Source organism: Streptomyces sp. NPDC048604, assembly GCF_043199435.1.
In the GTDB taxonomy this organism is placed as follows: domain Bacteria; phylum Actinomycetota; class Actinomycetes; order Streptomycetales; family Streptomycetaceae; genus Streptomyces.
Window position 1 is genome coordinate 527,489 of record NZ_JBICVX010000002.1, and the last position, 25,036, is coordinate 552,524.

The window sequence follows — 25,036 nt, forward strand, 5'->3', positions numbered from 1 at the left end:
TAGAACCGGGCGCCAAGCGGTCTCCCCCCGTCCCCTCCAGGAGGCTCCCGTGTCCGTCTGGTCCCGCCGCACCTTCCTGACCACGGCAACAGCCGCCGCAGCCGCCCTCGCACTCGTCCCCGACGCCTCCCGCGCCCACGCGGCCGACGGCCAGGGCGAGTTCGAGGCGCTGCGGCGGCGCTGGCTCGACATCCAGCTCGGCGCCGGCTTCGACGCCGGCGCCGAACCGTACGCCTCCCGGCTCCGTGAGACCGGCGAGCTCGCCCGTACCTTCCGCGCCACCATGGCCCCGACCGCCACGTCCCTCTGGTCCGGCCTCGCCTTCGACCCGCCCTCCGGCATCACGGCGAGCTACAGCCGGCTGTGGACCATGGCCCAGGCGTACGTCCAGCCCGGCACCGGGCTCACCGGCGACCCCGGCCTGCTCGCCGACACCATCGGCGGCCTCGACCACCTCTCCGCGCGGATCTACCACCCCGCCACCACCCGCTACGGCAACTGGTGGGAGTGGCAGATCGGCAGCCCGCGCCTGCTCATGGACATCGTCGCCGCCCTGTACGAGCACCTCGGCGCGGACCGGATCGCCGCCGCCTGCGCCGCCGTCGACCACTTCGTCCCCGACTCGATGCTCACGAACTACAGCGGCACCTCCACCGGCGCCAACCGCGTCGACCTGTGCCGTTCGGTCGTGCTGCGCGGCATCCTCGGCGCGAACCCCGCCAAGACCGCCCTCGCCCGCGACGCCCTCGGTCCGGTCTTCCCGTACGTGACCAAGGGCGACGGCCTCTACGCCGACGGCTCGTTCGTCCAGCACACCTGGGTCGCCTACTCGGGCACCTACGGCCAGGTCATGCTGGACGGCCTCGGCCGGCTCTTCGCCCTGCTCGCCGGCTCCACCTGGGCCGTCACCGACCCGAACCGGCAGATCGTGCTCGACAGCGTCGAGCGCGCGTACGCGCCGCTGATCTTCGACGGCCTGATGATGGACAGCGTCAACGGCCGCGCCATCAGCCGCGGGATGCCCCGCAACGACCCCCGCAACGTGATGCGCTCCGACCACTTCCACGGCCAGGGCGTGATCGCCGCGATCGCGCTGCTCGCCGGCGGCGCGAGCCCCGCCGAGCGCGCCCGCTGGCACGCCCGCGTGAAGGGCTGGATCGAACGGGACACGGTCGCCCCGATCCTCACCGCGCCCCAGTTCGGCGTCGCCGACCTGGCCCGGCTGCACGCCGTCGCCGCCGACCCCGTCCCCGCCGCGCCGGAGCCCGTCGGCCACCGGCTCTTCGCCTCCATGGACCGGGCCGTCCACCGCGGCCCCGGCTGGGCCGCCAACGTCTCCATGGCCTCCGAGCGGATCTCGCACTACGAGTGCGGCAACGGCGAGAACCCGCGCGGCTGGCACACCGGCTCCGGCATGCTCTCCTGGTGGGCCCCCGGGGGCGGCCGGGCCGGCGCCCAGTACACCGACTGGTACTGGCCCACCGTCGACCCCTACCGGCTGCCCGGCACCACCGTCTCCACCAAGCGGCTCGCCGACAAGGCGGGCGGAGAGTGGGGCGCGCCCAAGCCGGCCGTGCAGTGGGTCGGCGGCACCACCGACGGCGAGTACGCCGCGATCGGCCAGCACCTCAAGGGCCTCGGCTCCACCCTGGAGGCCCGCAAGTCCTGGTTCTGCGTCGCCGACGCGATCATCTGCCTCGGGGCCGGCATCACCGCAGCCGACGGCGTGCCCGTCGAGACGATCGTCGACAACCGCTGCCTCGGCGATGGGGGGACGGACCGGCTCACCGTCGGCGACCGCTGGGCCCATCTGGAAGGCCACGGCGGCTGGATCCTGCCCGGCGGCACGGCCGCCCTGCGCACCCTGCGCGAGGACCGCACCGGGGCGTGGAGCGACATCAACACCACCAGTTCCACCGAGCGCCGCACCCGCCGCTATCAGACCCTGTGGCTCGACCACGGCGTCGACCCCACCCGAGCGGAGTACGCCTATCTGGTGATGCCGGGGGCCTCCGCGCGCACCCTCGCGCGCCGTGCCGCCGACCCGCGGTGGCTGGAGATCCTCGACAACACCGCCGACCGGCAGGCGGTCGCCGTGCCCTCGCTGGGGCTGAGCGCCGCGAACTTCTGGCGGGCCGGTACGGTGGGACGCCTCGGCGCGAGCGCCCCCGCGAGCGTGCTGCTCCGCCGGCACCGCGCCGAAGCCGTACTGAAGATCGCCGAGCCGCCCCGGACCGGGCAGCCGCTGGAGCTGGTCTGGGACCGCCCGGTCGCCCGGGTGCTCGCCCACGACCCCTCCGTGGAGGTGCTCGGCACCGGCCGCTCGCTGCGGCTGCGGATCACTCCGGGCACCGCGGGCGCCACCCACCACTGCCGGGTGTCCCTGAGCTGACTTCTGGAGGAACCCCACAAGGCCGGGGGGTACCCGACTGTCGTATCGGGTCCCCCCGTCGCTGGTTCTGTCCAGCTCCACCAGGATTCGACGCGCGAGACTGTACGGAGTCGACGGCGGGATTTTCTTGTGCCTGTTCGTAGGGTCGGTACATGACCGTTGTGGACCAGATCCCGAGCGAGCCGACCGACGCCCGAGGCCGAGTGGCCGAGCTGCACGCCCTGCGCGAGCAGGCGCGGCGCGGGCCGAGCGACCGAGCGACCGAGGCGCAGCACGCCAAGGGCAAGCTGACCGCGCGGGAGCGGATCGAGCTGCTGCTCGACCCGGGTTCGTTCAACGAGGTCGAGCAGCTGCGCCGGCACCGCGCGCAGGGCTTCGGCCTGGAGGCCCGCAAGCCGTACACCGACGGTGTCATCACCGGCTGGGGCACGGTCGAGGGCCGCACGGTCTTCGTCTACGCGCACGACTTCCGGATCTTCGGCGGCGCGCTGGGCGAGGCCCACGCCACCAAGATCCACAAGATCATGGACATGGCCATCGCGGCCGGTGCGCCGCTGGTCTCCCTGAACGACGGCGCCGGCGCCCGTATCCAGGAGGGCGTCTCCGCGCTCGCCGGCTACGGCGGCATCTTCCAGCGCAACACCCGGGCGAGCGGCGTGATCCCCCAGATCAGCGTCATGCTCGGCCCGTGCGCCGGAGGCGCGGCCTACAGCCCCGCGCTGACCGACTTCGTGTTCATGGTCCGCGAGACCTCGCAGATGTTCATCACCGGCCCGGACGTCGTCAAGGCGGTCACCGGCGAGGAGATCACCCAGAACGGCCTCGGCGGCGCCGACGTCCACGCGGAGACCTCGGGCGTCGCCCACTTCGCGTACGACGACGAGGAGACCTGCATCGCGGAGGTCCGCTACCTCCTGTCGATGCTGCCGCAGAACAACCGCGAGAACCCGCCGACCGTCGCCTCCGAGGACCCGGCCGACCGGCGCTCGGACGTGCTGCTCGACCTGGTGCCCGCCGACGGCAACCGCCCGTACGACATGCACAAGGTCATCGAGGAGCTCGTCGACGAGGGCGACTACCTGGAGATCCACGAGCGCTGGGCCCGCAACATCGTCTGCGCCCTGGCCCGGCTCGACGGCCAGGTCGTCGGCATCGTCGCCAACCAGCCCCAGACGCTGGCCGGCGTCCTGGACATCGAGGCCTCCGAGAAGGCCGCGCGCTTCGTCCAGATGTGCGACGCCTTCAACATCCCGATCATCACTCTTCTGGACGTACCCGGCTTCCTGCCCGGCGTCGACCAGGAGCACGGTGGAATCATCCGGCACGGCGCGAAGCTGCTGTACGCGTACTGCAACGCGACCGTGCCGCGGATCTCGCTGATCCTGCGCAAGGCCTACGGCGGCGCGTACATCGTGATGGACTCCCAGTCCATCGGCGCCGACCTGACGTACGCGTGGCCCACCAACGAGATCGCCGTGATGGGCGCCGAAGGCGCCGCCAACGTCATCTTCCGCAAGCAGATCGCGGAGGCCGAGGACCCCGAGGCCATGCGGACGCGCATGGTCAAGGAGTACAAGGCCGAGCTCATGCACCCGTACTACGCGGCGGAGCGCGGCCTCGTCGACGACGTGATCGACCCCGCCGAGACGCGCGAGGTCCTCGTCAGGTCCCTCGCCATGCTCCGCACCAAGCACGCCGACCTGCCGTCCCGCAAGCACGGCAACCCGCCTCAGTAAGAGGAGCCCACTCACGTGACCACGCCTGCCGCAGACAACCTTCTCCGGGTGGAGAAGGGCCAAGCCGACCCGGAGGAGCTCGCCGCGATCACCGCGGTCCTGCTCGCCCGCGCCGCCGCCCAGCCGTCCGAGACCGCCCACCGCGGCCGCTCCACGGCCGGCTGGCGCCGCCTGGAGCGCGAGAACGGCTTCCGCGCCCCGCACAGCTGGCGCTGACGCCTTACAACACCCGCAGGGCCCCGCTCCTCCCCAGGAGCGGGGCCCTGCGGCGTTCAGCCCCAGGTCCGGCCGGCAGGCTCCTTGACGGTGCGGTTGATCCGGTTGAAGAAGTTGGTCAGCGCGATCTCCAGGTTGAGCGCGCCGATCTCCTCCTCGGTGAAGTGGCCGTTGACCTCTTCCCAGATCGCGTCGGTGACTCCCTCCGCACCGTCCTGCAGCCGGGTGGCGGCCTCGGCCAGCGCCAGCGCCGCACGCTCCGCGTCGGTGAAGAACGGCGCCTCACGCCACGCCGCCACGTTGTGCAGCCGCTCGTCGGTGTCACCGGCTTTCTTCCCCCCGGCGACACCGGCGTAGACGCACGCCGAGCAGCTGTTGATCTGGCTGACGCGCAGGTGGACCAGCGCGAGCAGCTTCGGGTCGACGCCCCCGGCGGCGATCGCCTTCTGGAGGTGCTGGATCGCGGTCCACACATCGGCGCTGTTCGCCTGCTTGTTCTTCAGTCGGTTCTGCATCGGGAGTGCTCTCCTTCATCGGTTACGTCGCACGGCCGTCGACCGTCACCCCTATGACGGAGCACTCCTGAGGAAGGTAACAACATGCCCGGCACTGATCCCACGGATCCGATCGTCGAAGCCTTCGAGTCCCACCGCGACCGGCTCCGGGCCGTCGCCCACCGCGTGCTCGGGTCACAGGCCGACGCGGAGGACGTGGTCCAGGAGGCGTGGCTGCGACTCTCCCGCCAGGACGCCGGCACCATCGACAACCTCGGCGGCTGGCTGACCACCGTGGTCGGCCGCATCAGCCTCGACGTCCTGCGGTCGGGCCGGACCCGCCCCGAAGTCGCCCTCGACGACCGGCTTTCCGAGAGCACCGTGACGCTCGACGACGCCGACGCTCCGGAACACCTCGTGGCGCTCGGGGACTCCGTCGGCCTCGCGCTGCTCACGGTGCTCGACTCGCTGCGTCCGGACGAACGACTGGCGTTCGTGCTGCACGACGTGTTCGCCGTGCCCCACGCGGAGATAGGCACGATCCTCGGCAAGTCCGCCGACGCGACCAAGATGCTCACCAGCCGTGCCCGCAGGAAGGTACAGGGCGCCCGGCAGCCGGCGAGCGCCGGACGGCAGCAACGCGAGGTGGCCCGGGCCTTCCTGGCCGCGGCTCGCGACGGCCGGTTCGAGGACCTGCTGCAGGTCCTCCATCCCGAGGTGAAGTTCACCGTCCACACCCCGGGGGGCAGGTTCGTCACCATCGGAGCCACCGAGGTCGCCACCCGTGCGCGCCTGGCCGGTGGCGCGGCACGCGGACAGGCGGTGACCGTCGACGGTCACCCCGGCGTCCTCGCCTGGAGCGAGGACGGCACCCCGTCCGCCCTGCTCGCCTTCACGGTCGCCGACGGCCGCATCACCGAGATCACCGCAGTCGTCGATCCGGCCGAGCTCGCCCGCATGGACCTGCCGCACCGGGTCTGACCGGGACGGCCGAAGGCCCCCGCACCGGGATCGGTGCGGGGGCCTTCGTACGGACGACCGTCCGGGGACTACCGCAGGCGGGCCATGAGGGCGTGCTCGACGAGGGTGATGAGCGCGCTCTTGGCGTCCGCGCGGTGGCGGGCGTCGGTGGTGATGATCGGGGTGTCCGGCCCGATCTGGAGGGCCTCGCGGACCTCCTCCGGCTGATACGGCTGGTGTCCGTCGAAGCCGTTGAGGGCGATGACGAACGGCAGGCCGCTGTTCTCGAAGTAGTCGACGGCGGGGAAGCAGTCGGCGAGGCGGCGGGTGTCGACGAGGACGACGGCGCCGATGGCACCGCGCACCAGGTCGTCCCACATGAACCAGAAGCGGTCCTGGCCCGGGGTACCGAAGAGGTACAGGATCAGGTCCTGGTCCAGGGTGATGCGGCCGAAGTCCATGGCGACAGTCGTCGTCGTCTTGTCGCCGGTGTGCGTGAGGTCGTCGATGCCCGCGGACGCAGACGTCATGACGGCCTCGGTGCGCAGCGGGTTGATCTCGGAGACGGCGCCGACGAACGTGGTCTTGCCCACGCCGAAGCCGCCCGCCACCACGATCTTCGCGCTGGTGGTAGAACGGGCCGCGCCGCCGCTAGAGCTTGCGAAGTCCACTGAGCACCCTTTCGAGCAGTGTCACGTCTGGCTGGCCGCCGGCGGCCTCGTCGCCGCCGGGCTGGTGAATCGCGACGAGTCCGGCCTCCGCCAGGTCGGCGACGAGAATCCGGGCCACGCCAAGAGGAATGGAGAGTAGCGCCGAGATCTCCGCAACGGACTTGATCTCGAAGCACAGCCGGCAGATCCGCTGGTGCTCGGGCAACTGCCCCTGCAGCCGGGACGGATCGGCCGTGGTGGACACCAGCGCCTCGATGGCGAGCTGGTAGCGCGGCCGGGTCCGGCCGCCGGTCATCGCGTAGGGACGCACCAGCGGGTTGTTGGTGCTGCCCTTCGCCGGCGCGGCAGGCTCCGCGCGGCGGTGCGGCACCGACTGGGCGTACGGCTGGGCCTGCGGCGGCTGCTGATAGGGCTGGCCGCCCTGTCTGCTGGGCGTGGAGGGAAAGTTGAACCGGTTCTGCGCGGTGTCTCCCAGCGGCTGATGTGCATCAAAACCGTCATAGGGGCGTCCGCCCGGGGGTGTTCCCACGTCTCCTCCTCCGACTGCCGTCGCGGTCCAAGTCCCTGTGGAACCGCGCCACCGCACCCTATGGTGCGGTGGCGTGAAACGCACAGTCTGTCTGCTTGTTGAGAACAGTTCTAATTGAGCAGGCTGCCCTGGAGCTCCGCGCGGAGGTCCGGGGTGAGGACGGTGCCGGCCCGGTCGACCAGCAGTGCCATCTCGTAGCCCACCAGGCCGATGTCGGCCTCCGGGTGGGAGAGCACGGCCAGCGACGAGCCGTCCGAGATCGACATGATGAAGAGGAAGCCGCGCTCCATCTCCACGACGGTCTGGTTGACCGCGCCGCCCTCGAAGATGCGGGACGCGCCCGCGGTCAGCGAGGTCAGACCGGAGGCGACCGCCGCCAGCTGGTCGGCGCGGTCCCGGGGGAAGCCCTCGGACATCGCCAGCAGGAGTCCGTCGGCGGAGACCACCACCGTGTGGGACACCCCGGGGGTGTTGTCCACGAAGTTGGTGATCAACCAGTTCAGATTCTGCGCCGCCTGGCTCATCGGGCTCACACTAACGCTCCTGGTTGTAGGTATTACCCGGGCCGAGGCCCGATCCGTTCGTGTCCGTTCCCGCGCTGCGCCCCTGCTGGACGCCGCGGCGCAGGTTGCTCAACCTGCCCCGTACGTCCTCCGGCGCGCGGGAGACCTGGGGGCCGCCCTGCGGGGTCTGCTCCGCGGTGCCCTCGACCAGATTGGCCTTGGGAACCCGCCGGGGGAGACCGGACGAGGTGACTCCGCCCGCCTTCGGCTTGCGGAGCTTCTCGGCCCGCTCCCAGCGCTCGTCGTTCGTCGAGCGCCAGTCCTCGGTACCGTCGGCTTCGTTCTGCACCGGCTGCGACTGGTGCACCGGCGAGGCCTGCGGCTGCTGCTGCGGCTGTGGGGTCCGCGGCGCGGTGCTGCCGCGGCGCGGCAGCCCGGCGTCGGTCAGCTGGTGACCGGCGCTCGGGGTGGGACCCGGACGGTCGAAGCCTACGCGTTCGTGGGCCTGTTCGGGAGCGCCCTGGGAAGATTCCGGTTCCGTTCCGTAAGGCTGCTCGTAGCTGCCCTGGTATGTACCCTGGTCGGCCCACTCGCCCTGGTGAGGCTGGGGGTCGAACGAGTTCCCGTACTGCGGGGCGGAGGGCTCACGGCTGTCGTAACCGGATTCCGCATAGGCCTGCTCGGGGTAACCGCCGGTCGGCTGGTCATAGCCCTCGTAGCCGTCCTGCGGGTACGCGTAGCCGTCCTGCTGCGGGGCCTGCTGCCCGTAGTCCTGACCGTAGTCCGGGGCGTAGCCCTGACCGCCCTGCTCCTGCGGCGCGTAGCCCTGCTGAGCGGGGTCCACCTCGTCGCGGAACAGCGGGCGCTCGCCGCCGTGCGCCTGCGCCTCGAGGGCGGCGCGCCGCTCCCCGCGCATCAGCGAGCGGTTGACCGGGTCCAGCTGGCGCTCCTCGCCCGGCTGGTCGTAGCGCGAGTCGTCGAAGCCGAGCTCGGCCGCGGTCCGCATCGGGGTGGCCTCGAAGGAGGACTGCTGCGGGATGATCTGCGAGACCGTGAAGTCGTCCTGCGGGAGCTCCGCGCCACCGCCACCGTGGGTGATGGCGTCCGGGAGCATGACCAGCGAGGTCGTGCCGGCCTGCTCGCCCGAGGGCCGCAGCTGGACGCGGACGCCGTGCCGGTCGGCCAGCCGGCCGACCACGAACAGGCCCATGCGCTGCGAGACGGCGGCGTCCACGGTCGGCGGGTTGGCCAGCTTGTGGTTGATGTCCGCGAAGTCCTCGGCGGTCAGGCCGATGCCCTTGTCGTGGATCTCGACCATCACGCGGCCGTCGGGCAGACGGGTCGCGGTCACCCGGACCTTGGTCTGCGGCGAGGAGAACGTGGTGGCGTTCTCCAGGAGCTCGGCGAGCAGGTGCACGAGGTCGGTCACGGCCTGGCCGTGGATCTCGGCGTCCGGGACGCCCGCCAGCTCGATGCGCTCGTACTGCTCCACCTCGGAGGCGGCGGCGCGCATGACGTCCACCAGCGGCACCGGCTGGTCCCAGCGGCGGCCGGGCTCCTGGCCGGCGAGGACGAGGAGGTTCTCGCCGTTGCGGCGCATACGGGTCGCCAGGTGGTCCAGCTTGAAGAGGTTCTCCAGCTGGTCCGGGTCCGCCTCGTTGTTCTCCAGGTCGGTGATCAGGGTCAGCTGGCCCTCGATCAGCGACTGGTTGCGGCGGGAGAGGTTGGTGAAGATCGCGTTGACGTTGCCCCGGAGCAGAGCCTGCTCGGCGGCGAGCCGGACGGCTTCGCGGTGGACCTGGTCGAAGGCCCGGGCGACCTCGCCGATCTCGTCCTGCGTGTCGATCGGGATCGGCTGGACACGGGTGTCCACACGGCCCGGCTCGGTACGGGAGAGCTGGTCGACCAGCATCGGCAGGCGCTGCTCGGCGACGGCGAACGCGGCGGTGCGCAGCTCGCGCATCGAGCGGCTCATCTGGCGGGCCATGAGACCGGCGATGATGAAGGCGGCGAGCAGCGCGACGACGGTGACGCCACCGATGACGTAGGCGTCGGTCGCGGCCTCGTCGGCGATGTCGGAGGCCTCGTTCACGGCCTTGTCGACGAGCTCGGTCTCGATCGTCCTGTAGGCCTCGAACTTGGCGGTCGAGGCGCCCATCCAGGTCTGGACGGTGATGTCCTGCTTCTTCAGGTCCTTGATCTCGTCCGGGTCGGCCGCCCGGCCGATCGCGGTGGCCATGCCGGTGTAGACGGAGCCGTCCGCCTGGCCCCGCGGCGGGTTGAGACCGGCGGCCTGCAGCCTCGCGCCACCGTCCTTCGCCGCCTTGGTCATGAGCTCCCGCAGGCGCTGCACGTCCGCCTCGGTGCCGCCGGACTGGAACTCGCCGAGGGCGATCTGCTCCAGGTAGTTGTACGACTTGAAGGCCACCGACTGCTCGGCGAACTTGGCCTTGTCCTTGCTGGGACGGACCAGGAGGTGGGTGCCGATGGAGCGCTGCAGCGACGAGGCGGCCTTGCCCAGCGAGACGGCGTAGACGGTACGGCCGTAGCTGGTGACGTTGCCGGTGCCCAGGCCGAGCTCGTTGGAGAACTCCATGAGGTAGTGCTGGACGCCGACGTACGCGAGCTCGGTCTGCACCGGGTCGAGGGCCTTCGCGTAGGCCTTCTGACGCAGCTCCTGGAGCTTGGGCTCCTCGCGCTGGAACAGGTCCAGGCGGCGCTCCAGGCCCTGGCCGGAGGGGAGGTCCTTGATGGCCTCGTCGAACTTGACCTTGGCCGCGTCGGTCGCCGCGTGGGCTTCCTTGACCTGCGGGTGCTCCGCGCCGGCCTCGGGGGAGGCGGCGGCGAGCATCGGGCCGGCAGTCAGGTCGCGCTCGTTGAGGAGCGCGTTGCCGTACTCGGTGGCGGCGCGCACGATGAGCGCCGTCTTCTCGGCGTCCTGGGCTTCCTGCCAGGTGTCGATCGCACCCTTGACCTGGAAGCCGCCCATGACGAGGCCGACCAGCACGGGTATGAGCAGGATCGCGTTCAGGCGGGTGGGCACCCGCCAGTTGCGCGGGGACAGCTTGCTGGAGCTGCCGGCCCTGCCGGTGCCGGACTGGGGAGTTCCGGGCTCGTCCGCAGGCGATGCCGCAGCGCGCGGCGGCGGGGTGAAGTTGCCCCGCGCCTGCAGCTCTGCGGAGCTTTCGTTGCTTCGCCTCACTCGACCAACAACCTCTCGGCGTCGGCACCTACGTTGTGCCGTGTTTCGTTCAGGGCCGTACTACTCGGGAGTTCATGAATTGCAGCACGTGATGGGTGTCCGTTCCAAACAGCCTGAGCGGCCGCTTTTTCGTGGTCGGGACCGTTGATAAAACGGGCATAAAGAGCGAGCCCCGTCAAAAGGCGGGGCTCATGTGAGCGCAGCGACACCGGGCGGATGCGTCGGGTGTCCGAAGGGCCCCGATTCTCTGTCGAAATGTTATGAACACGGGGGCGGACCGTGTCAAAGGACACAGGCCGCCCCCAAGATCTCTACGACAACTGCCGTAGGCGCATTTCTACTTGAGTCGTGCCATGAGTGCGTGCTCGACGAGCGTGATGAGCGCACTCTTGGCGTCCGCGCGGTGGCGGGCATCAGTCGTGATGATCGGGGTGTCCGGCCCGATCTGGAGAGCCTCGCGGACCTCCTCCGGCTGATACGGCTGATCTCCGTCGAAGCCGTTGAGGGCGATGACGAACGGCAGGCCGCTGTTCTCGAAGTAGTCGACGGCGGGGAAGCAGTCGGCGAGGCGGCGGGTGTCGACGAGGACGACGGCGCCGATGGCACCGCGCACCAGGTCGTCCCACATGAACCAGAAGCGGTCCTGGCCCGGGGTACCGAAGAGGTACAGGATCAGGTCCTGGTCCAGGGTGATGCGGCCGAAGTCCATCGCCACCGTGGTGGTGGTCTTGCCCCCGGTGTGGGTCAGGTCGTCGATGCCCGCCGAGGCGGACGTCATGACGGCCTCGGTGCGCAGCGGGTTGATCTCGGAGACGGCGCCGACGAACGTGGTCTTGCCCACGCCGAAGCCGCCCGCCACCACGATCTTCGCGCTGGTGGTGGAACGACCGGAGGCGCCGGCCCCTCCGTTAGAGCTTGCGAAGTCCACTGAGCACCCTTTCGAGCAGAGTCACGTCCGGCGTGCCGCCGGCCTCGCCGTTGCCCGGCTGGTGGATGGCCACCATGCCGGCCTCGGCCAGGTCGGCGACGAGGATCCGGGCCACGCCCAGAGGCATCGACAGCAGGGCCGAGACCTCCGCCACCGACTTCACCTCACGGCAGAGGTGGCAGATGCGCTGGTGCTCCGGGAGCAGACTGGCGAAGTTCGCCGGGTCCGCCGTGGTGCTGACCAGCGCCTCTATGGCGAGCTGGTAGCGCGGCCGGGTCCGGCCGCCGGTCATCGCGTAGGGACGCACCAGCGGCTGGTCGCCCTCATGTCCGTACGGCTCGTCGAGGGAGGCGCCGTACGGATCGTGAGAGGCGGTGGGCGGGGTCATGAATCCTCCGGGCGGGACAGCAAGCGGTCGACTGCCGTCTGGTGGGGCCGGTGGGGGGGCCGTGGAGCGGCCGGACGGTAGGTGGGACTAAGCGGTGCGGAGGGGCGCACCGCTCGGCGTGCTGGGCGGATCAGTGGAGCAGGCTGCCCTGGAGCTCCGCGCGGAGGTCCGGGGTGAGAACGGTGCCGGCCCGGTCGACCAACAGCGCCATCTCGTAGCCGACGAGGCCGATGTCGCATTCGGGGTGTGCGAGCACGGCCATCGAGGAGCCGTCCGAGACCGACATGATGAAGAGGAAGCCGCGCTCCATCTCCACCACCGTCTGGGCGACCGGACCGCCCTCGAAGATCCGGGACGCGCCCGCGGTCAGCGAGGTCAGTCCGGACGCGACCGCCGCCAGCTGGTCGGCGCGGTCGCGGGGGAATCCTTCGGACATCGCCAGCAGGAGTCCGTCGGCGGAGACCACCACGGTGTGGGACACCCCGGGGGTGTTGTCCACGAAATTGGTGATCAGCCAGTTGAGATTCTGTGCAGCCTGGCTCATGGCGCTCAAAACTCACGCTCCTGCTGGTGAGTGGGGCCTATGTTGAAGCTACCCGTGTTCGAGTTGCCCGCCTGTCGGCCCTGCTGGATGCCGCGGCGCAGGTTGGTGAGTCGGCCGCGGACGTCGTCGGGTGCACGGGAGACCTGCGGGCCGGCCGTCTGGGCCTGCTCCTGCGCGGTCCCGGGCACGAGGTTGGCGCGCGGTACCCGTCGCGGCAGCCCGGAGGTGGTGACGCCGCCGGCCGAGGGCTTGCGGGCCCGCTCGGCCTGACGCACCAGGTCGTCGTTGGGCGAGGTACGCCACTGCGCCTGCTGCTGCGGGGTGCCCTGAGGCGCCTGCTGCTGCGGGGCGGACTGCGGCGCCTGCTGCTGCGGCGCGGCCGGGCGGCGCGGGGCCGCGGGGGCCTGGCGCTGCTGCTGGGGCTGCTGCGGCACCACCGGCGTCGGCATCGTCTGCTCGACCTCGGGGACGCGCTGCGCCTCGGCCTGCTGGCCGCGGAACCAGTTCGTCTCCAGGGTGTCGTACAGCGGCGTACGGCCGTCACCGCCGCCGCTCGCCGGAGGCAGCGCCTCGGGCTGCGGCGCGGCGGGCAGACCGGCGGCCGGACGCGGTGCGCCGAAGTCCGCCTCCTGCGCGCGCTGACGCGGCGCGGGCGGCTGCGGGGCGTTGAAGTCCGGGCGCTGGAACGCGGCGGTGGCCGCCGGGTCCTGCCGGCCGGTCTGGTAGCCCTGCGGCTGCGGGAGCTCGGGACGGGCGAACTGCCCGGTGGCGTGCGGGCCCTGAGGGGCCGCGGAGCGGGTGTACGGACCCGTGGTCTCCGGCTCCTCGTGACCGCGCGGGGCGTCCAGCGGGGTCGACTGCCGCTGCGGCGGCTGCGTCCGGTCGTTGCCCCAGCTCGGGGTCTGCGGACGCTGCGGCTGCCCGGCGCCCGGGAGTTCGGCGCGCGGGCCGCCCGGGAGGCCGGGACGGCGACCGCCGTCGGCGGGACCGCCCTGGCCCTGCTGCGGCCGGCCCTGGTCGGGGCGGGCCGGCGCGGGGGCCTGGAAACCGTTGTGCGCGGGCTGCGGAGCCTGGGGCGCCTGCGGGTTCGGCGCGGCCGGGGCGTTCTGGCCCGGGCCGGAGTTCTGCCAGACGTCCGTACGGGACGGGATGGCGCTCTTCGCGCCGCCGCCGAAGCCGGCGCCCTGACGCTGCGGGGCCTGGGGCGCCTGCGGCGACTGGCCCTGCGGGTTCTGCGGGTTCTGCGGACCGTTCGGACGCGCGCCGTCCCGGCCGGGCAGCGCGGCGCGCGGGCCGGAGCCGGCACCGAGCCGGCCCGCCCCGCCGAGGCCCGCGGCGGCGCCGGGACCGGCGGCCAGCCGGCCGCCCGGGGCGCCCTGGCCCTGCGGGACCTGGCCCTGGCCGCCGGCGCCCTGCTTGGGCGCGGGCTTCCGGCCGCCCTGGGCGACGTCCACGGGCAGCATGACGAGCGCGGTGGTGCCGCCGGAGTCGGACGGGCGCAGCTGGATGCGGATGCCGTGTCGCAGGGACAGACGGCCGACCACGAACAGACCCATGCGGCGGGAGACCGAGACGTCCACGGTGGGCGGCGAGGCGAGCCGCTCGTTGATCGCGGCGAGGTCCTCGGGGGAGAGGCCGATGCCGGTGTCGTGGATCTCGACGAGCACCCGGCCGTCGGGCAGCGCGTGACCGGTGACGCGGACCTTGGTCTGCGGCGAGGAGAACGAGGTGGCGTTCTCGAGCAGCTCGGCGAGGAGGTGCACGAGGTCGTTGACGACACGGCCGGCGACCTCGGTCGCCGGGACCGCGGCCAGTTCGATGCGCTCGTACTGCTCCACCTCGGACGCGGCGGCGCGGAGCACGTCGACCAGCGGGACCGGGCGGGTCCAGCGGCGGCCGGGCTCCTCGCCCGCGAGGACGAGGAGGTTCTCGCCGTTCCGGCGCATACGGGTGGCGAGGTGGTCGAGCTTGAACAGCGAGGACAGCTGGTCCGGGTCGGCCTCGCGGGACTCCAGCTCGGAGATGAGCGAGAGCTGACGCTGGATGAGACCCTGCGAGCGGCGCGAGAGGTTGGTGAACATCGCGTTGACGTTGCCCCGCAGCATGGCCTGCTCGGCGGCGAGGCGGACCGCCTCGCGGTGCACCTCGTCGAAGGCCTCGGCCACCTGGCCGATCTCGTCGCGGGAGTGGACGCCGACGGACTCGACGGAGGTGTCGACGTCCTGCGGGTCGGCCTCGGAGAGCTGCTTGACGAGCTCGGGCAGGCGTTCCTGGGCGACCTTGGTCGCGGTGTCCTGGAGCCGGCGCAGCGAGCGGATCATGGACCGGGCCACGACGAACGCGCCGACGAGGGAGACGCCGAGGACGAGCAGGATCAGCGCACCGTTGATGAGCGCGTCGCGCTGCGACTCCTGCTTCAGCTCACGGGCCTCGGTCTCCATCTTGCCGAGCAGGTCGCCCTCGATGCGGCTCATGGCCTGCATCTTGGTGCCGTACTCGTCGGTGAAGTCGAGGTAACCGCGCTTGGCGGAGGTCGACAGGCCGGAGTCGGTGCTGAGCACGCGCTCGGCGTAGGCGTTCGCGGCCTCGACCGACGAGTTGCCGGACTCCAGCGACTCGGTGAGCTCCTGCGCGTTGCCGCCGGTGGACTCGTAGATGGTCTCGAAGCGGGTGCGGGCCGTCTTCTCCGCCCTGCGCGCGGCCTCCGCGTACAGCCGGTCCTGCCGGTCCAGCTTGCCCAGCTGCTGGTCGGTCGGCGGCAGCGAGGCGGCGATGATCGCCTGCTGGATGGAGGCGTACTCCTTGGCCTGCGAGAACGCGGCGAGGGCACGCGTCCGCTTGATCATCTCGGGGTTGCTGGTCGCCTGCGCCATGTCCTGGGAGAGGCTCAGCAGCGAGTTGATGATGCGGCTGTACTGCTCGACCGTCTGCGAGGTCGGCTCGTTGCCCTTGTACGCCGTCTGGCGCAGGGTGTCGAGCGTGACGACCTGCTGGGCGATCTGGTTGGCGTTGGTGCGGATGCTCTCCAGGGCGTCGTCGCCCATGGTGTCGCCGATGGCACCGGTCGCGTCCAGGAAGGCCGTGCGGGCACGGTCGGTCTTCTTGCGGGGGTCGGCGACCTTGAACTCGCTGGGCGAGGCGCCGTTCGACAGGGGGCCGGCGGAGAGGTCGCGCTCGGCCTGGAGGGCCTCGGCGAGGTCCGTGGCCTCCTTGGTGAGCTTGGTCAGCAGCTGCATGTGCTCCAGCTGCTCCATGTCCTGGAGGGACTCGTTGATACGAATCCCGCCCAGGGTGGTGGCCGCGACCACGGGCAGGGCGAGCAGCGAGACCAGACGCGTCGAGATGCGCCAGTTCCGCAGGGCTATTCGCGGCCCGGCATCGTTGGGTGACTTGGCCTTCGGTGCGGCGGCGGGCTCGGGCGCCGGGCCGCCGGCGGACGTGCTGCGCACCGCGGAGTCACCGCCCTCACCGGCCGCACCCTGAGCCGGGTTCGGAGTGTGCTGGGGCGAGGAGCCACGGTCGTTCCCGCCGCGCGGCTCCTGTTCCGCCGCGCTGCTGCCATCCCTCTTGAATCGTCCCTGCACTAGCGTCGCAACCTCTGGACCAGGCGTCCCCCGCGCGAACGGACGGACGGTGTCGGGCGTCGTGAGATGCAGATGCACCCCATGGTGGTCGTCTTCGACCGGCGCAGTTCCCCCTTCCCCGCCGCTCGCTCGGCGCGGTGATGCGCCACCCTGCGCGCCGGTCCTGCGAACCCGCGGCGGTGCGTGGAATTCCAGCACAGTGCCGGATCTCCAACAAGAGCCGCGTCTCGCGTGCCGGAGCGCATGACAACGTGTGCACGATACGTCACCGGCCGTAGAAGATGATCAGGGGCGAACCGGACTTTTCCCTATCAAGTGGCGACGGTGGGCGAGTGTCCCAGTCGCCATGATCAGGAGCGGAATAACGCATTCACGTACGAGATGTCCGTTTCATGGGCCCTGGATAGTGGTCCGCAATGCCGGAATCATCCCTTGAGTGGTGAGCAAACTCACACCTTGATCGGTGTCTCTTCCATGTATTCGAAGGGAAGCGAGTGTTTAGCCTGACGCTTTACAAGTGACGCGACTCTGTAGAGGGCCTGACACCCGCGATGAAGACCACCACGCTGCTGCGCAAGATCGCCAACCCCCGCCGCACCACGCTGGCGCACCTGGAGGACGCCGAGCAGCTGGAGCGGGGCGCACAGTCCGAGTACGCCGCGGAGCTGCCGACCCAGACCGCCAACCCGCGCCGCACCGTCCTGATGGTCGCGCCCGTGCCCGCCGTCGCGGAGTAGTCCGCAGCGCCGTATTTCAGCAGGCCGCCCCTCTCGCCGCGTTAGCCTGGAGCGTCAGACTCCAGCCAGCATCAGTGAGGGGCGACAGCACTCGTGCGCATCGCCAGATTCTCCATCGACGGCAATGTCGCCTTCGGCGCCGTCGAGGGCGAGGGCCCGGACGGCCTCGTTCTCGACATCATCAAGGGCATCCCGTACACCGACTTCGAGCTCAGCGGGACCAAGGTCCCCCTCGACAAGGTACGGCTTCTGCCTCCCGTGCTCCCCAACAAGGTCGTGGCCATCGGCCGCAACTACGCGGAGCACGCCGCCGAACTCGGCAACGAGGTCCCCGAGGCGCCGATCACCTTTTTCAAGCCCACCACCTCGGTGATCGGCTCCGGTGACGCCATCGAGTACCCCTCCTTCTCCGACGAGCTGCACCACGAGGCCGAACTGGCCGTGGTCATCGGCCGCATGTGCCGCGAGGTGCCCCGCGAGCGGGTCAAGGACGTCGTCTTCGGCTACACCTGTGCCAACGACGTCACCGCCCGCGACGTCCAGAAGCGCGAGAAGCAGTGGGCCCGCGCCAAGGGCTTCGACACCTCCTGCCCCCTCGGGCCCTGGGTGGAGACCGACCTCGACCCCGCCGACGTCACCATCCAGTGCACCGTCAACGGCGAGCAACGCCAGCTGGGTCGTACGAGCGACATGATCCGCTCCATCGAGGACCTGGTCGTCCACATCACCGAGGCCATGACGCTGCTCCCGGGCGACGTCATCCTCACCGGCACCCCCGCCGGGGTCGGCCCCCTCAACGTCGGCGACGAGGTCGCCGTCACCATCGAAGGCATCGGCACTCTCACCAACAAGGTGATCAAGCGTGGCTAACGCGATCCGCGTCCGTTTCTGTCCGTCCCCGACCGGCAACCCCCACGTGGGCCTGGTCCGCACCGCCCTGTTCAACTGGGCCTTCGCCCGGCACAACCAGGGCACCATGGTCTTCCGCATCGAGGACACCGACGCGGCCCGCGACTCCGAGGAGTCGTACGGCCAGCTGCTCGACTCGCTGCGCTGGCTGGGCCTCGACTGGGACGAGGGCCCGGAGATCGGCGGCCCGCACGCCCCGTACCGCCAGTCCCAGCGGATGGACATCTACCGGGACGTCGCCGAGAAGCTGCTCGCCGGCGGCCACGCGTACCACTGCTTCTGCACCGCGGTCGAGCTGGAGGCCCGCCGCGACGCGGCCCGCCTGGCCGGCAAGCCCTCCGGCTACGACGGCACCTGCCGCAACCTGAGCGCCGAGCGCATCGAGCGCTACCGCGCCGAGGGTCGCGAGTCGATCGTCCGCTTCCGGATGCCCGACGAGCCGATCACCTTCACCGACCTCGTCCGCGGCGAGCTGACCTTCACCCCGGACAACGTCCCGGACTACGGCATCGTGCGCGCCAACGGCGCCCCGCTGTACACGCTGGTCAACCCGGTCGACGACGCCCTGATGGAGATCACCCACGTCCTGCGCGGCGAGGACCTGCTCTCCTCCACCCCGCGCCAGATCGCGCTCTACAAGGCGCTGATCGAGCTGGGCGTCGCCAAGGAGATCCCGCAGTTCGGCCACCTGCCGTACGTGATGGGCGAGGGCAACAAGAAGCTCTCCAAGCGCGACCCGCAGGCCTCTCTCAACCTCTACCGGGAGCGCGGCTTCCTGCCCGAGGGCCTGCTGAACTACCTCTCCCTCCTGGGCTGGTCGTTCTCCGCGGACCAGGACATCTTCACCATCCCCGAGATGATCGAGAAGTTCGACATCGCGGACGTCAACGCCAACCCGGCCCGCTTCGACCTCAAGAAGGCCGAGTCCATCAACGCGGACCACATCCGCATGCTGGACGTGAAGACCTTCGCCGAGGCCTGCGAGCCCTGGCTGCAGGCCCCGCACGCGAACTGGGCGCCCGAGGACTTCGACCGCGCCGCCTGGGAGCGGATCGCCCCGTACGCCCAGACCCGCCTCACCGTCCTCTCGGACATCACGGCCAACGTCGACTTCCTCTTCCTGAAGGAGCCGGTCGCGGACGAGGCCTCCTGGCAGAAGGCGATGAAGGAGGGCTCCGACGCCCTGCTGCGCACCGCCCGCGCCACCCTGGAGGCCGCGGACTGGAACGACCCGGAGTCCCTCAAGAACGCGGTCCTGGCCGCCGGCGAGGAGCACGGCCTGAAGCTCGGCAAGGCCCAGGCCCCGGTCCGCGTCGCCGTCACCGGCCGCACGGTGGGCCTGCCGCTCTTCGAGTCCCTGGAGATCCTGGGCAAGGAGAAGACGCTTTCCCGCATTGACGCCACCCTGGAGAAGCTGGCGGCGTAGGGTCGGCCCCATGACGATCAGGGCCGTGGTCTGGGATGTGGACGACACGATCTTCGATTACGCCACGGCCGATCTGGCCGGCATGCGGGACCATCTCACGGTCGAGGGCCTGGTGGACGGATTCGACTCCGTCGACCAGGCCCTTCGCCGTTGGCAGGAGCTCACCACGCTGCACTGGCGGCGGTTCGAGGCCCAGGGCGGGGACTACGAGGAGCACCGGCGCGAGCGGGTGCGGGACTTCCTCGGGCAACCGGAACTCGGCCGGGCCGCGGTCGACGGCTGGCTGCAGCGGTACGTGGCCCACTACGAGGCCGCCTGGGAGCTGTTCCCGGACGCCCTGCCGGTGCTCGACCTGCTCGCGGGGGAGTACCGGCACGCCGTGCTGTCCAACGCGAGCAGCCGCGTCCAGGAGCCCAAGCTGCGGGCGCTCGGCGTACGGGACCGCTTCGAGGCCGTCCTGTGCTGCGTGGAGCTTGGCGTCGCCAAGCCCGCCCCCGAGGCCTTCCACGCCGCCTGTGCTGCCCTGGGCCTGCCCCCGGCCGAGGTCGCGTACGTCGGCGACCACCCGGACATCGACGCCCGCGGGGCCGACGAGGCGGGGCTCGCCGGCATCTGGCTGGACCGCTCCGAGGTGGGCGGACGGCCGGAGCTGACCCGCATCACCGACCTCCACCAGCTCCCCGCGTTGCTGCGCGGGGATACCCGTTTTGGAGCGCCGGACACCTTCGGGTAATGTTCTTCCTGCGCCGAGGGGAGCAAGCCGAAAGGCCGAGACCCACCGGAGCACAACCCGAACAAGATCCCCTCGACGGGGATCGAGTTTTGGTGGCCTATGGTGTAATTGGCAGCACGACTGATTCTGGTTCAGTTAGTCTTGGTTCGAGTCCAGGTAGGCCAGCTCGCAGAGCTCATCTGCAACTCGCGGATCTGATCCGCAAAGCCCCCGTTGTGTAGCGGCCTAGCACGCTGCCCTCTCAAGGCAGTAGCGCCGGTTCGAATCCGGTCGGGGGTACAGATCCTTCCCGCGGGATCACCAGGGTCGCACCCGGTGAACTCGATGCAGGATCGCTAGGGCCCCCGTTGTGTAGCGGCCTAGCACGCCGCCCTCTCAAGGCGGTAGCGCCGGTTCGAATCCGGTCGGGGGTACCAACTGGTCTATACCACCAGTGGCCTATGGTGTAATTGGCAGCACGACTGATTCTGGTTCAGTTAGTCTTGGTTCGAGTCCAGGTAGGCCAGCGACTGTGAGACATGCGACTACCGTCGCGTGGCTTTTGATCTTGCCCCCGTTGTGTAGCGGCCTAGCACGCCGCCCTCTCAAGGCGGTAGCGCCGGTTCGAATCCGGTCGGGGGTACCAAACGAAGAAGCCCTTCCCTTCGGGGGAGGGCTTCTTCGCTGTTCGTCCCGTGCTCCCGTGTCCGGACACAACTCCGGCCCACCGCTGCGGCGTTGGAGCGGTGGGCCGGGATGAACGGATGGAGAGAACTGAACAGCGTCAGCCGTTGCGGCGCAGGGCCTCGGTGAGGCGGCCGGCCGCGTCGATCACCGCCTGGGCGTGCATGCGCCCCGGGTGGCGGGTGAGGCGCTCGATCGGTCCGGAGACCGAGACGGCGGCCACCACGCGGTTCGACGGGCCCCGTACGGGCGCCGAGACGGACGCCACGCCCGGCTCGCGCTCGCCGATCGACTGGGCCCAGCCGCGGCGTCGTACGCCCGACAGGGCCGTCGCCGTGAAGCGGGCGCCCTGGAGGCCGCGGTGCAGCCGCTCGGGCTCCTCCCAGGCCATCAGGATCTGCGCCGAGGAGCCGGCCTTCATGGTCAGCGTGGAGCCGACCGGGACGGTGTCCCGAAGGCCGGACAGCCGCTCGGCGGCCGCCACGCAGATGCGCATGTCGCCCTGGCGCCGGTAGAGCTGCGCGCTCTCGCCGGTGACGTCGCGCAGATGCGTCAGCACCGGCCCGGCGGTCGCGAGCAGACGGTCCTCGCCGGCCGCGGCGGCGAGCTCCGACAGCCGCGGTCCGAGGATGAACCGGCCCTGCATGTCGCGGGCCACCATCCGGTGGTGTTCCAGTGCCACGGCCAGTCGGTGTGCCGTGGGTCGTGCGAGTCCCGTCGCCGCGACCAGACCTGCGAGGGTGGCCGGACCGGACTCCAGGGCGCTCAGGACAAGGGCTGCCTTGTCGAGAACGCCCACGCCGCTAGAGTTGTCCATGCAACGATATTCGCGTCTCACTCTGTGAAACGCAAGTTCAATTTTCCGAGGAACTTGCCACTCTGGTGGAGCGGCCGCACAACGGCCCGCGAAACGGGTCTCTAGCAGTGCCGGTGCAGCTCGCCGGCCGGAGGGAAAGCGATGGGTAGGACACTCGCGGAGAAGGTCTGGGACGACCACGTCGTCCGGCGCGCCGAGGGCGAGCCCGACCTCCTCTTCATCGATCTGCACCTGCTGCACGAGGTGACCAGCCCGCAGGCCTTCGACGGTCTGCGCCAGAACGGCCGCCAGGTCCGCCGCCTCGACCTCACCATCGCCACCGAGGACCACAACACCCCGACCCTCGACATCGACAAGCCGATCGCCGACCCGGTCTCCCGCGCCCAGTTGGAGACCCTGCGGAAGAACTGCGCCGAGTTCGGCGTCCGGCTGCACCCGCTGGGCGACGTCGAGCAGGGCGTCGTCCACGTCGTGGGACCGCAGCTGGGCCTGACCCAGCCCGGCACCACCGTGGTCTGCGGCGACTCGCACACCTCCACGCACGGCGCGTTCGGCGCGCTGGCCTTCGGCATCGGCACCAGCCAGGTCGAGCACGTGCTGGCCACCCAGACGCTGCCGCTGGCCCGCCCGAAGACCATGGCGATCACCGTCGACGGCGAGCTGCCCGAGGACGTCACCGCCAAGGACCTGATCCTGGCGATCATCGCGAAGATCGGCACCGGCGGCGGCCAGGGCTACATCCTGGAGTACCGCGGCTCCGCCATCGAGAAGCTCTCGATGGAGGCCCGGATGACCATCTGCAACATGTCCATCGAGGCCGGCGCCCGCGCGGGCATGATCGCCCCCGACGAGACCACCTTCGCGTACCTGAAGGGCCGCGCCCACGCCCCCGAGGGCGAGGACTGGGACGCCGCCGTCGCGTACTGGAAGACCCTGAAGTCCGACGAGGACGCCGTCTTCGACGCCGAGGTCGTCGTCGACGCCGCCGCGCTGGCGCCGTTCGTCACCTGGGGCACCAACCCCGGCCAGGGCGCGCCGCTTTCGGCGAACGTCCCCGACCCGGCTTCGTACGAAGACGCTTCGGAGCGCCTGGCCGCCGAAAAGGCCCTGGAGTACATGGGGTTGACCGCCGGCCAGCCGCTGCGCGACATCAAGGTCGACACCGTCTTCGTAGGCTCCTGCACCAACGGCCGCATCGAGGACCTGCGCAACGCCGCGGCGCTGCTGGACGGCCGCCAGGTCGCCGACGGCGTCCGCATGCTGGTCGTCCCGGGCTCCGTCCGGGTCGCCCTGCAGGCGGTCGAGGAGGGCCTGGACAAGGTCTTCAAGGAGGCCGGCGCCGAATGGCGGCACGCGGGCTGCTCGATGTGTCTGGGCATGAACCCCGACCAACTGGCTCCCGGTGAGCGCTCCGCGTCCACCTCCAACCGCAACTTCGAGGGCCGGCAGGGCAAGGGCGGCCGCACCCACCTGGTCTCCCCGCAGGTCGCCGCCGCCACCGCCGTACTGGGCCACCTGGCCTCCCCGGCCGATCTGTCCGACGTCGCCACCACCGCGGGGGTCTGAGGAACCATGGAAGCTTTCACCACGCACACCGGCCGTGCCGTCCCGCTGCGCCGCAGCAACGTCGACACCGACCAGATCATCCCGGCCCACTGGCTGAAGAAGGTCACCCGCGACGGCTTCGAGGACGGGCTCTTCGAGGCCTGGCGCAAGGACTCCGAGTTCGTCCTCAACCGCCCCGAGCGGCAGGGCGCCTCGGTCCTGGTGGCCGGCCCCGACTTCGGCACCGGCTCCTCCCGCGAGCACGCCGTCTGGGCGCTGCAGAACTACGGCTTCAAGGCCGTGATCTCCTCCCGCTTCGCCGACATCTTCCGCGGCAACTCGCTGAAGAACGGCCTGCTGACGGTCGTCCTGCCGCAGCAGACGGTGGACGCCCTGTGGGAGCTGACCGAGGCCGACCCGACCGCCGAGGTCACCGTCGACCTGGAGGCCCGCAAGGTCCTCGCGGCCGGGATCGACGCCGACTTCGAGCTGGACGAGAACGCCCGCTGGCGGCTCCTGAACGGCCTGGACGACATCAGCCTCACCCTTCAGAACGAAGCCGACATCGCGGCCTACGAGGCCGCCCGGCCGTCCTTCAAGCCCCGCACAATTACGGCCTGAGCAGCGGTTTTCCAGCACTGCGCCCTCCACCTCCGGGTGGGGGGCGCAGTGCCATGTTGAGCCCCCGTCGGGCGACAACTCGCCCTAGATGGCACAATCGGTGCATGGAACGCGACAGCCAACTCGAGCTCTACGAGGCAGTCGCCGACCGATTGAAGGAAGCGCACACGAAAGTGCGCGAACTGCAAGTCCCGGAGGGCGTAAGGATGGCGCTGTCCCGGAAGCTGTTGGTCGTCACGGCCGCGGCGAAGCACGATCTCGCGGACGCGGCAGCGCGTCTCGACCGGTTGATGAAGGACCTCGACGAGGGCCGATTCCCTGAAGGCGACTGACCACCGGAACTCCGCAACATCTGCACAGCGTTGCGGCACTAGGGTGATTAGACCGTTTCGTGTTTGATTTGCGGTATATATCTGCCTAACGTGCGAAAACGCTTGAACACTTTCGTTCTGGCAATGTCTCCGAAGGGGAAGACGTGAACAAGGCGCAGCTCGTAGAAGCGATCGCTGACAAGGTGGGCGGTCGCCAGCAGGCCGCCGAGGCCGTCGACCACGTGCTCGACGCCATCGTGCGTGCCGTGGTGGGCGGCGACCGGGTCTCGGTCACCGGCTTCGGGTCGTTCGAGAAGGTCGACCGCCCGGCCCGCTACGCCCGCAACCCGCAGACGGGTGAGCGGGTGCGGGTCAAGAAGACCTCCGTGCCCCGCTTCCGGGCCGGTCAGGGCTTCAAGGACCTGGTCAGCGGCTCGAAGAAGCTCCCCAAGGGCGGCGAGGTCTCCGTCAAGAAGGCCCCCAAGGGCAGCCTGACCGGCGGCGCTTCCGCCACCGTGAAGAAGGCCGCGGCCAAGAAGACGACCGCCGCCAAGAAGGCCGCCGCCAAGAAGACGGTCGCCAAGAAGGCGGCGGTGAAGAAGACCACCGCCGCCAAGAAGACGACCGCCGCCAAGACCGCGGCCGCCAAGAAGACCACGGCCAAGAAGGCCGCCCCGGCGAAGAAGACCACCGCCGCGGCCAAGAAGGCCACCGCCAAGAAGACCGCGCCGGCCAAGAAGGTCGCCGCGAAGAAGGCGCCCGCCAAGAAGGCGACGGCGCGCAAGACCGCCGCCAAGAAGACCGCCGCCAGGAAGTAAGCGGCACAGCGGCACCAGGCCACTCACGCGCCGGGCCGGGCTCCCTCTGGGAGCCCGGCCCGCGGCGCGTCCGAAGACTCGCAGGTCAGGACGGGTGGACGCGTCAGAACGTCAGCAGCGTCACCAGCGTGATCCGCAGCCCCGCGCCCTTGCCCTCGGTCTCGATCCGGACCCGCTGCCCCGGACGCAGCAGCCGCAGGCCGCCCGCCTCGAAGGCCGCGGCGCCGAACTCCACCGGGGTGCCGTCGTCCAGCAGCACACTGCCGCTGTGGGTCTCGGGGTCGTACGTGTACGCGGTCGCCTGCATGG

General features: G+C 70.6%; 23 protein-coding genes and 5 tRNA genes. 17 read left to right on the plus strand and 11 right to left on the minus strand.

Annotated features, from left to right (window positions below):
- Positions 1 to 49 precede the first annotated feature (49 nt).
- From ACGFMM_RS06210 to ACGFMM_RS06220, 3 genes are all read left to right on the plus strand, one after another.
- Positions 50 to 2,392 (plus strand): polysaccharide lyase 8 family protein, encoded by a 2,343-nt coding sequence (locus tag ACGFMM_RS06210; RefSeq protein ID WP_393643611.1) that lies wholly within the window; start codon positions 50 to 52, stop codon positions 2,390 to 2,392.
- Between the two features lie 152 nt (positions 2,393 to 2,544).
- Positions 2,545 to 4,128: an acyl-CoA carboxylase subunit beta gene (locus ACGFMM_RS06215; RefSeq protein WP_393643613.1), complete on the plus strand. Its 1,584-nt coding sequence runs from the start codon at positions 2,545 to 2,547 to the stop codon at positions 4,126 to 4,128.
- Positions 4,129 to 4,143: 15 nt separating this feature from the next.
- Complete coding sequence (locus ACGFMM_RS06220) at positions 4,144 to 4,344, plus strand: acyl-CoA carboxylase subunit epsilon (protein WP_393643615.1); 201 nt, start codon at positions 4,144 to 4,146, stop codon at positions 4,342 to 4,344.
- A gap of 56 nt (positions 4,345 to 4,400) precedes the next feature.
- Here the strand turns inward: ACGFMM_RS06220 and ACGFMM_RS06225 are convergent, their stop codons facing one another.
- Complete coding sequence (locus tag ACGFMM_RS06225) at positions 4,401 to 4,859, minus strand: carboxymuconolactone decarboxylase family protein (protein WP_393643617.1); 459 nt, start codon at positions 4,857 to 4,859, stop codon at positions 4,401 to 4,403.
- Positions 4,860 to 4,943: 84 nt separating this feature from the next.
- Here ACGFMM_RS06225 and ACGFMM_RS06230 point away from each other — a divergent pair, with 84 nt between their 5' ends.
- Positions 4,944 to 5,819, plus strand: coding sequence for a sigma-70 family RNA polymerase sigma factor (locus ACGFMM_RS06230; protein WP_393643619.1), 876 nt, complete (start codon positions 4,944 to 4,946; stop codon positions 5,817 to 5,819).
- 68 nt (positions 5,820 to 5,887) lie between these two features.
- Here the strand turns inward: ACGFMM_RS06230 and ACGFMM_RS06235 are convergent, their stop codons facing one another.
- From ACGFMM_RS06235 to ACGFMM_RS06270, 8 genes are all read right to left on the minus strand, one after another.
- Entirely contained in the window at positions 5,888 to 6,469 is a 582-nt protein-coding gene (locus ACGFMM_RS06235) for an ATP/GTP-binding protein (RefSeq protein ID WP_017235983.1), read from the minus strand.
- Positions 6,450 to 6,998, minus strand: coding sequence for a DUF742 domain-containing protein (locus ACGFMM_RS06240; RefSeq protein WP_393643621.1), 549 nt, complete (start codon positions 6,996 to 6,998; stop codon positions 6,450 to 6,452). The genes ACGFMM_RS06235 and ACGFMM_RS06240 overlap by 20 nt, the downstream gene beginning before the upstream one ends.
- A 110-nt stretch (positions 6,999 to 7,108) precedes the next feature.
- The gene (locus tag ACGFMM_RS06245) at positions 7,109 to 7,522 is read right to left on the minus strand and encodes a roadblock/LC7 domain-containing protein (protein ID WP_148006640.1); all 414 of its coding nucleotides are present in this window, start codon (positions 7,520 to 7,522) and stop codon (positions 7,109 to 7,111) included.
- A gap of 10 nt (positions 7,523 to 7,532) precedes the next feature.
- On the minus strand, positions 7,533 to 10,703 hold the full coding sequence (locus ACGFMM_RS06250; RefSeq protein ID WP_393643622.1) for a nitrate- and nitrite sensing domain-containing protein: 3,171 nt from the start codon (positions 10,701 to 10,703) through the stop codon (positions 7,533 to 7,535).
- Between the two features lie 337 nt (positions 10,704 to 11,040).
- Positions 11,041 to 11,631 carry an ATP/GTP-binding protein gene (locus ACGFMM_RS06255; protein WP_393643624.1) on the minus strand — a complete coding sequence of 197 codons (591 nt, stop codon included), beginning with the start codon at positions 11,629 to 11,631 and terminating at the stop codon, positions 11,041 to 11,043.
- A complete protein-coding gene (locus tag ACGFMM_RS06260) occupies positions 11,612 to 12,019 on the minus strand; it encodes a DUF742 domain-containing protein (RefSeq protein ID WP_393643626.1) in 408 nt (135 codons plus the stop codon). The genes ACGFMM_RS06255 and ACGFMM_RS06260 overlap by 20 nt, the downstream gene beginning before the upstream one ends.
- 130 nt (positions 12,020 to 12,149) lie before the next feature.
- Entirely contained in the window at positions 12,150 to 12,563 is a 414-nt protein-coding gene (locus ACGFMM_RS06265; protein WP_393643627.1) for a roadblock/LC7 domain-containing protein, read from the minus strand.
- A gap of 5 nt (positions 12,564 to 12,568) precedes the next feature.
- Entirely contained in the window at positions 12,569 to 16,147 is a 3,579-nt protein-coding gene (locus ACGFMM_RS06270; protein ID WP_393643628.1) for a nitrate- and nitrite sensing domain-containing protein, read from the minus strand.
- Positions 16,148 to 16,698: 551 nt separating this feature from the next.
- On the opposite strand from ACGFMM_RS06270, the gene ACGFMM_RS06275 reads away from it, so the two are divergent.
- The 9 genes from ACGFMM_RS06275 to ACGFMM_RS06315 all read left to right on the plus strand — a co-directional run bounded on the left by ACGFMM_RS06275 (position 16,699) and on the right by ACGFMM_RS06315 (position 20,577).
- The gene (locus ACGFMM_RS06275) at positions 16,699 to 16,884 is read left to right on the plus strand and encodes a hypothetical protein (RefSeq protein WP_393643630.1); all 186 of its coding nucleotides are present in this window, start codon (positions 16,699 to 16,701) and stop codon (positions 16,882 to 16,884) included.
- Positions 16,885 to 16,977: 93 nt separating this feature from the next.
- On the plus strand, positions 16,978 to 17,754 hold the full coding sequence (locus ACGFMM_RS06280; protein ID WP_393643631.1) for a fumarylacetoacetate hydrolase family protein: 777 nt from the start codon (positions 16,978 to 16,980) through the stop codon (positions 17,752 to 17,754).
- Complete coding sequence (gene gltX / locus ACGFMM_RS06285) at positions 17,747 to 19,219, plus strand: glutamate--tRNA ligase (RefSeq protein WP_393643633.1); 1,473 nt, start codon at positions 17,747 to 17,749, stop codon at positions 19,217 to 19,219. The genes ACGFMM_RS06280 and gltX overlap by 8 nt, the downstream gene beginning before the upstream one ends.
- A 10-nt stretch (positions 19,220 to 19,229) precedes the next feature.
- Positions 19,230 to 19,952: an HAD family hydrolase gene (locus ACGFMM_RS06290; RefSeq protein WP_393643635.1), complete on the plus strand. Its 723-nt coding sequence runs from the start codon at positions 19,230 to 19,232 to the stop codon at positions 19,950 to 19,952.
- 93 nt (positions 19,953 to 20,045) lie between these two features.
- Positions 20,046 to 20,117: transfer RNA gene (locus ACGFMM_RS06295), tRNA-Gln, on the plus strand.
- 41 nt (positions 20,118 to 20,158) lie between these two features.
- Positions 20,159 to 20,231 (plus strand) — tRNA-Glu (locus ACGFMM_RS06300).
- 61 nt (positions 20,232 to 20,292) lie between these two features.
- Positions 20,293 to 20,368 (plus strand) — tRNA-Glu (locus ACGFMM_RS06305).
- An 18-nt stretch (positions 20,369 to 20,386) separates the two neighbouring features.
- Positions 20,387 to 20,458 (plus strand) — tRNA-Gln (locus ACGFMM_RS06310).
- Between the two features lie 43 nt (positions 20,459 to 20,501).
- Positions 20,502 to 20,577, plus strand: a tRNA-Glu gene (locus ACGFMM_RS06315).
- Positions 20,578 to 20,715: 138 nt separating this feature from the next.
- On the opposite strand, the gene ndgR is transcribed toward ACGFMM_RS06315, so the two are convergent.
- Positions 20,716 to 21,432, minus strand: a complete 717-nt coding sequence (ndgR, locus tag ACGFMM_RS06320) for an IclR family transcriptional regulator NdgR (RefSeq protein WP_393643637.1) — start codon at positions 21,430 to 21,432, stop codon at positions 20,716 to 20,718.
- A 141-nt stretch (positions 21,433 to 21,573) separates the two neighbouring features.
- Between ndgR and leuC the strand changes: the two genes are divergently transcribed.
- From leuC to ACGFMM_RS06340, 4 genes are all read left to right on the plus strand, one after another.
- Positions 21,574 to 22,998 (plus strand): 3-isopropylmalate dehydratase large subunit, encoded by a 1,425-nt coding sequence (gene leuC / locus ACGFMM_RS06325; RefSeq protein ID WP_393643639.1) that lies wholly within the window; start codon positions 21,574 to 21,576, stop codon positions 22,996 to 22,998.
- A 6-nt stretch (positions 22,999 to 23,004) separates the two neighbouring features.
- Positions 23,005 to 23,598, plus strand: a complete 594-nt coding sequence (gene leuD, locus ACGFMM_RS06330; protein WP_393643640.1) for a 3-isopropylmalate dehydratase small subunit — start codon at positions 23,005 to 23,007, stop codon at positions 23,596 to 23,598.
- A 104-nt stretch (positions 23,599 to 23,702) separates the two neighbouring features.
- Complete coding sequence (locus tag ACGFMM_RS06335; protein ID WP_393643642.1) at positions 23,703 to 23,930, plus strand: hypothetical protein; 228 nt, start codon at positions 23,703 to 23,705, stop codon at positions 23,928 to 23,930.
- A 143-nt stretch (positions 23,931 to 24,073) separates the two neighbouring features.
- Positions 24,074 to 24,727, plus strand: a complete 654-nt coding sequence (locus ACGFMM_RS06340; RefSeq protein ID WP_393643644.1) for an HU family DNA-binding protein — start codon at positions 24,074 to 24,076, stop codon at positions 24,725 to 24,727.
- Between the two features lie 103 nt (positions 24,728 to 24,830).
- Here the strand turns inward: ACGFMM_RS06340 and ACGFMM_RS06345 are convergent, their stop codons facing one another.
- Entirely contained in the window at positions 24,831 to 25,034 is a 204-nt protein-coding gene (locus tag ACGFMM_RS06345; RefSeq protein WP_393643645.1) for a hypothetical protein, read from the minus strand.
- Positions 25,035 to 25,036 lie beyond the last annotated feature (2 nt).

Excerpts from the sequence above, each read along its gene's own strand:
- leuD (WP_393643640.1), top strand. The coding sequence starts at position 23,005 with ATGGAAGCTTTCACCACGCACACCGGCCGTGCCGTCCCGCTGCGCCGC.
- ACGFMM_RS06345 (WP_393643645.1), bottom strand. The coding sequence starts at position 25,034 with ATGCAGGCGACCGCGTACACGTACGACCCCGAGACCCACAGCGGCAGT.
- ndgR (WP_393643637.1), bottom strand. The coding sequence starts at position 21,432 with ATGGACAACTCTAGCGGCGTGGGCGTTCTCGACAAGGCAGCCCTTGTC.
- ACGFMM_RS06230 (WP_393643619.1), top strand. The coding sequence starts at position 4,944 with ATGCCCGGCACTGATCCCACGGATCCGATCGTCGAAGCCTTCGAGTCC.
- ACGFMM_RS06290 (WP_393643635.1), top strand. The coding sequence starts at position 19,230 with ATGACGATCAGGGCCGTGGTCTGGGATGTGGACGACACGATCTTCGAT.
- ACGFMM_RS06265 (WP_393643627.1), bottom strand. The coding sequence starts at position 12,563 with ATGAGCCAGGCTGCACAGAATCTCAACTGGCTGATCACCAATTTCGTG.
- ACGFMM_RS06260 (WP_393643626.1), bottom strand. The coding sequence starts at position 12,019 with ATGACCCCGCCCACCGCCTCTCACGATCCGTACGGCGCCTCCCTCGAC.
- ACGFMM_RS06215 (WP_393643613.1), top strand. The coding sequence starts at position 2,545 with ATGACCGTTGTGGACCAGATCCCGAGCGAGCCGACCGACGCCCGAGGC.
- leuC (WP_393643639.1), top strand. The coding sequence starts at position 21,574 with ATGGGTAGGACACTCGCGGAGAAGGTCTGGGACGACCACGTCGTCCGG.
- ACGFMM_RS06335 (WP_393643642.1), top strand. The coding sequence starts at position 23,703 with ATGGAACGCGACAGCCAACTCGAGCTCTACGAGGCAGTCGCCGACCGA.
- ACGFMM_RS06245 (WP_148006640.1), bottom strand. The coding sequence starts at position 7,522 with ATGAGCCAGGCGGCGCAGAATCTGAACTGGTTGATCACCAACTTCGTG.
- ACGFMM_RS06275 (WP_393643630.1), top strand. The coding sequence starts at position 16,699 with ATGAAGACCACCACGCTGCTGCGCAAGATCGCCAACCCCCGCCGCACC.
- ACGFMM_RS06225 (WP_393643617.1), bottom strand. The coding sequence starts at position 4,859 with ATGCAGAACCGACTGAAGAACAAGCAGGCGAACAGCGCCGATGTGTGG.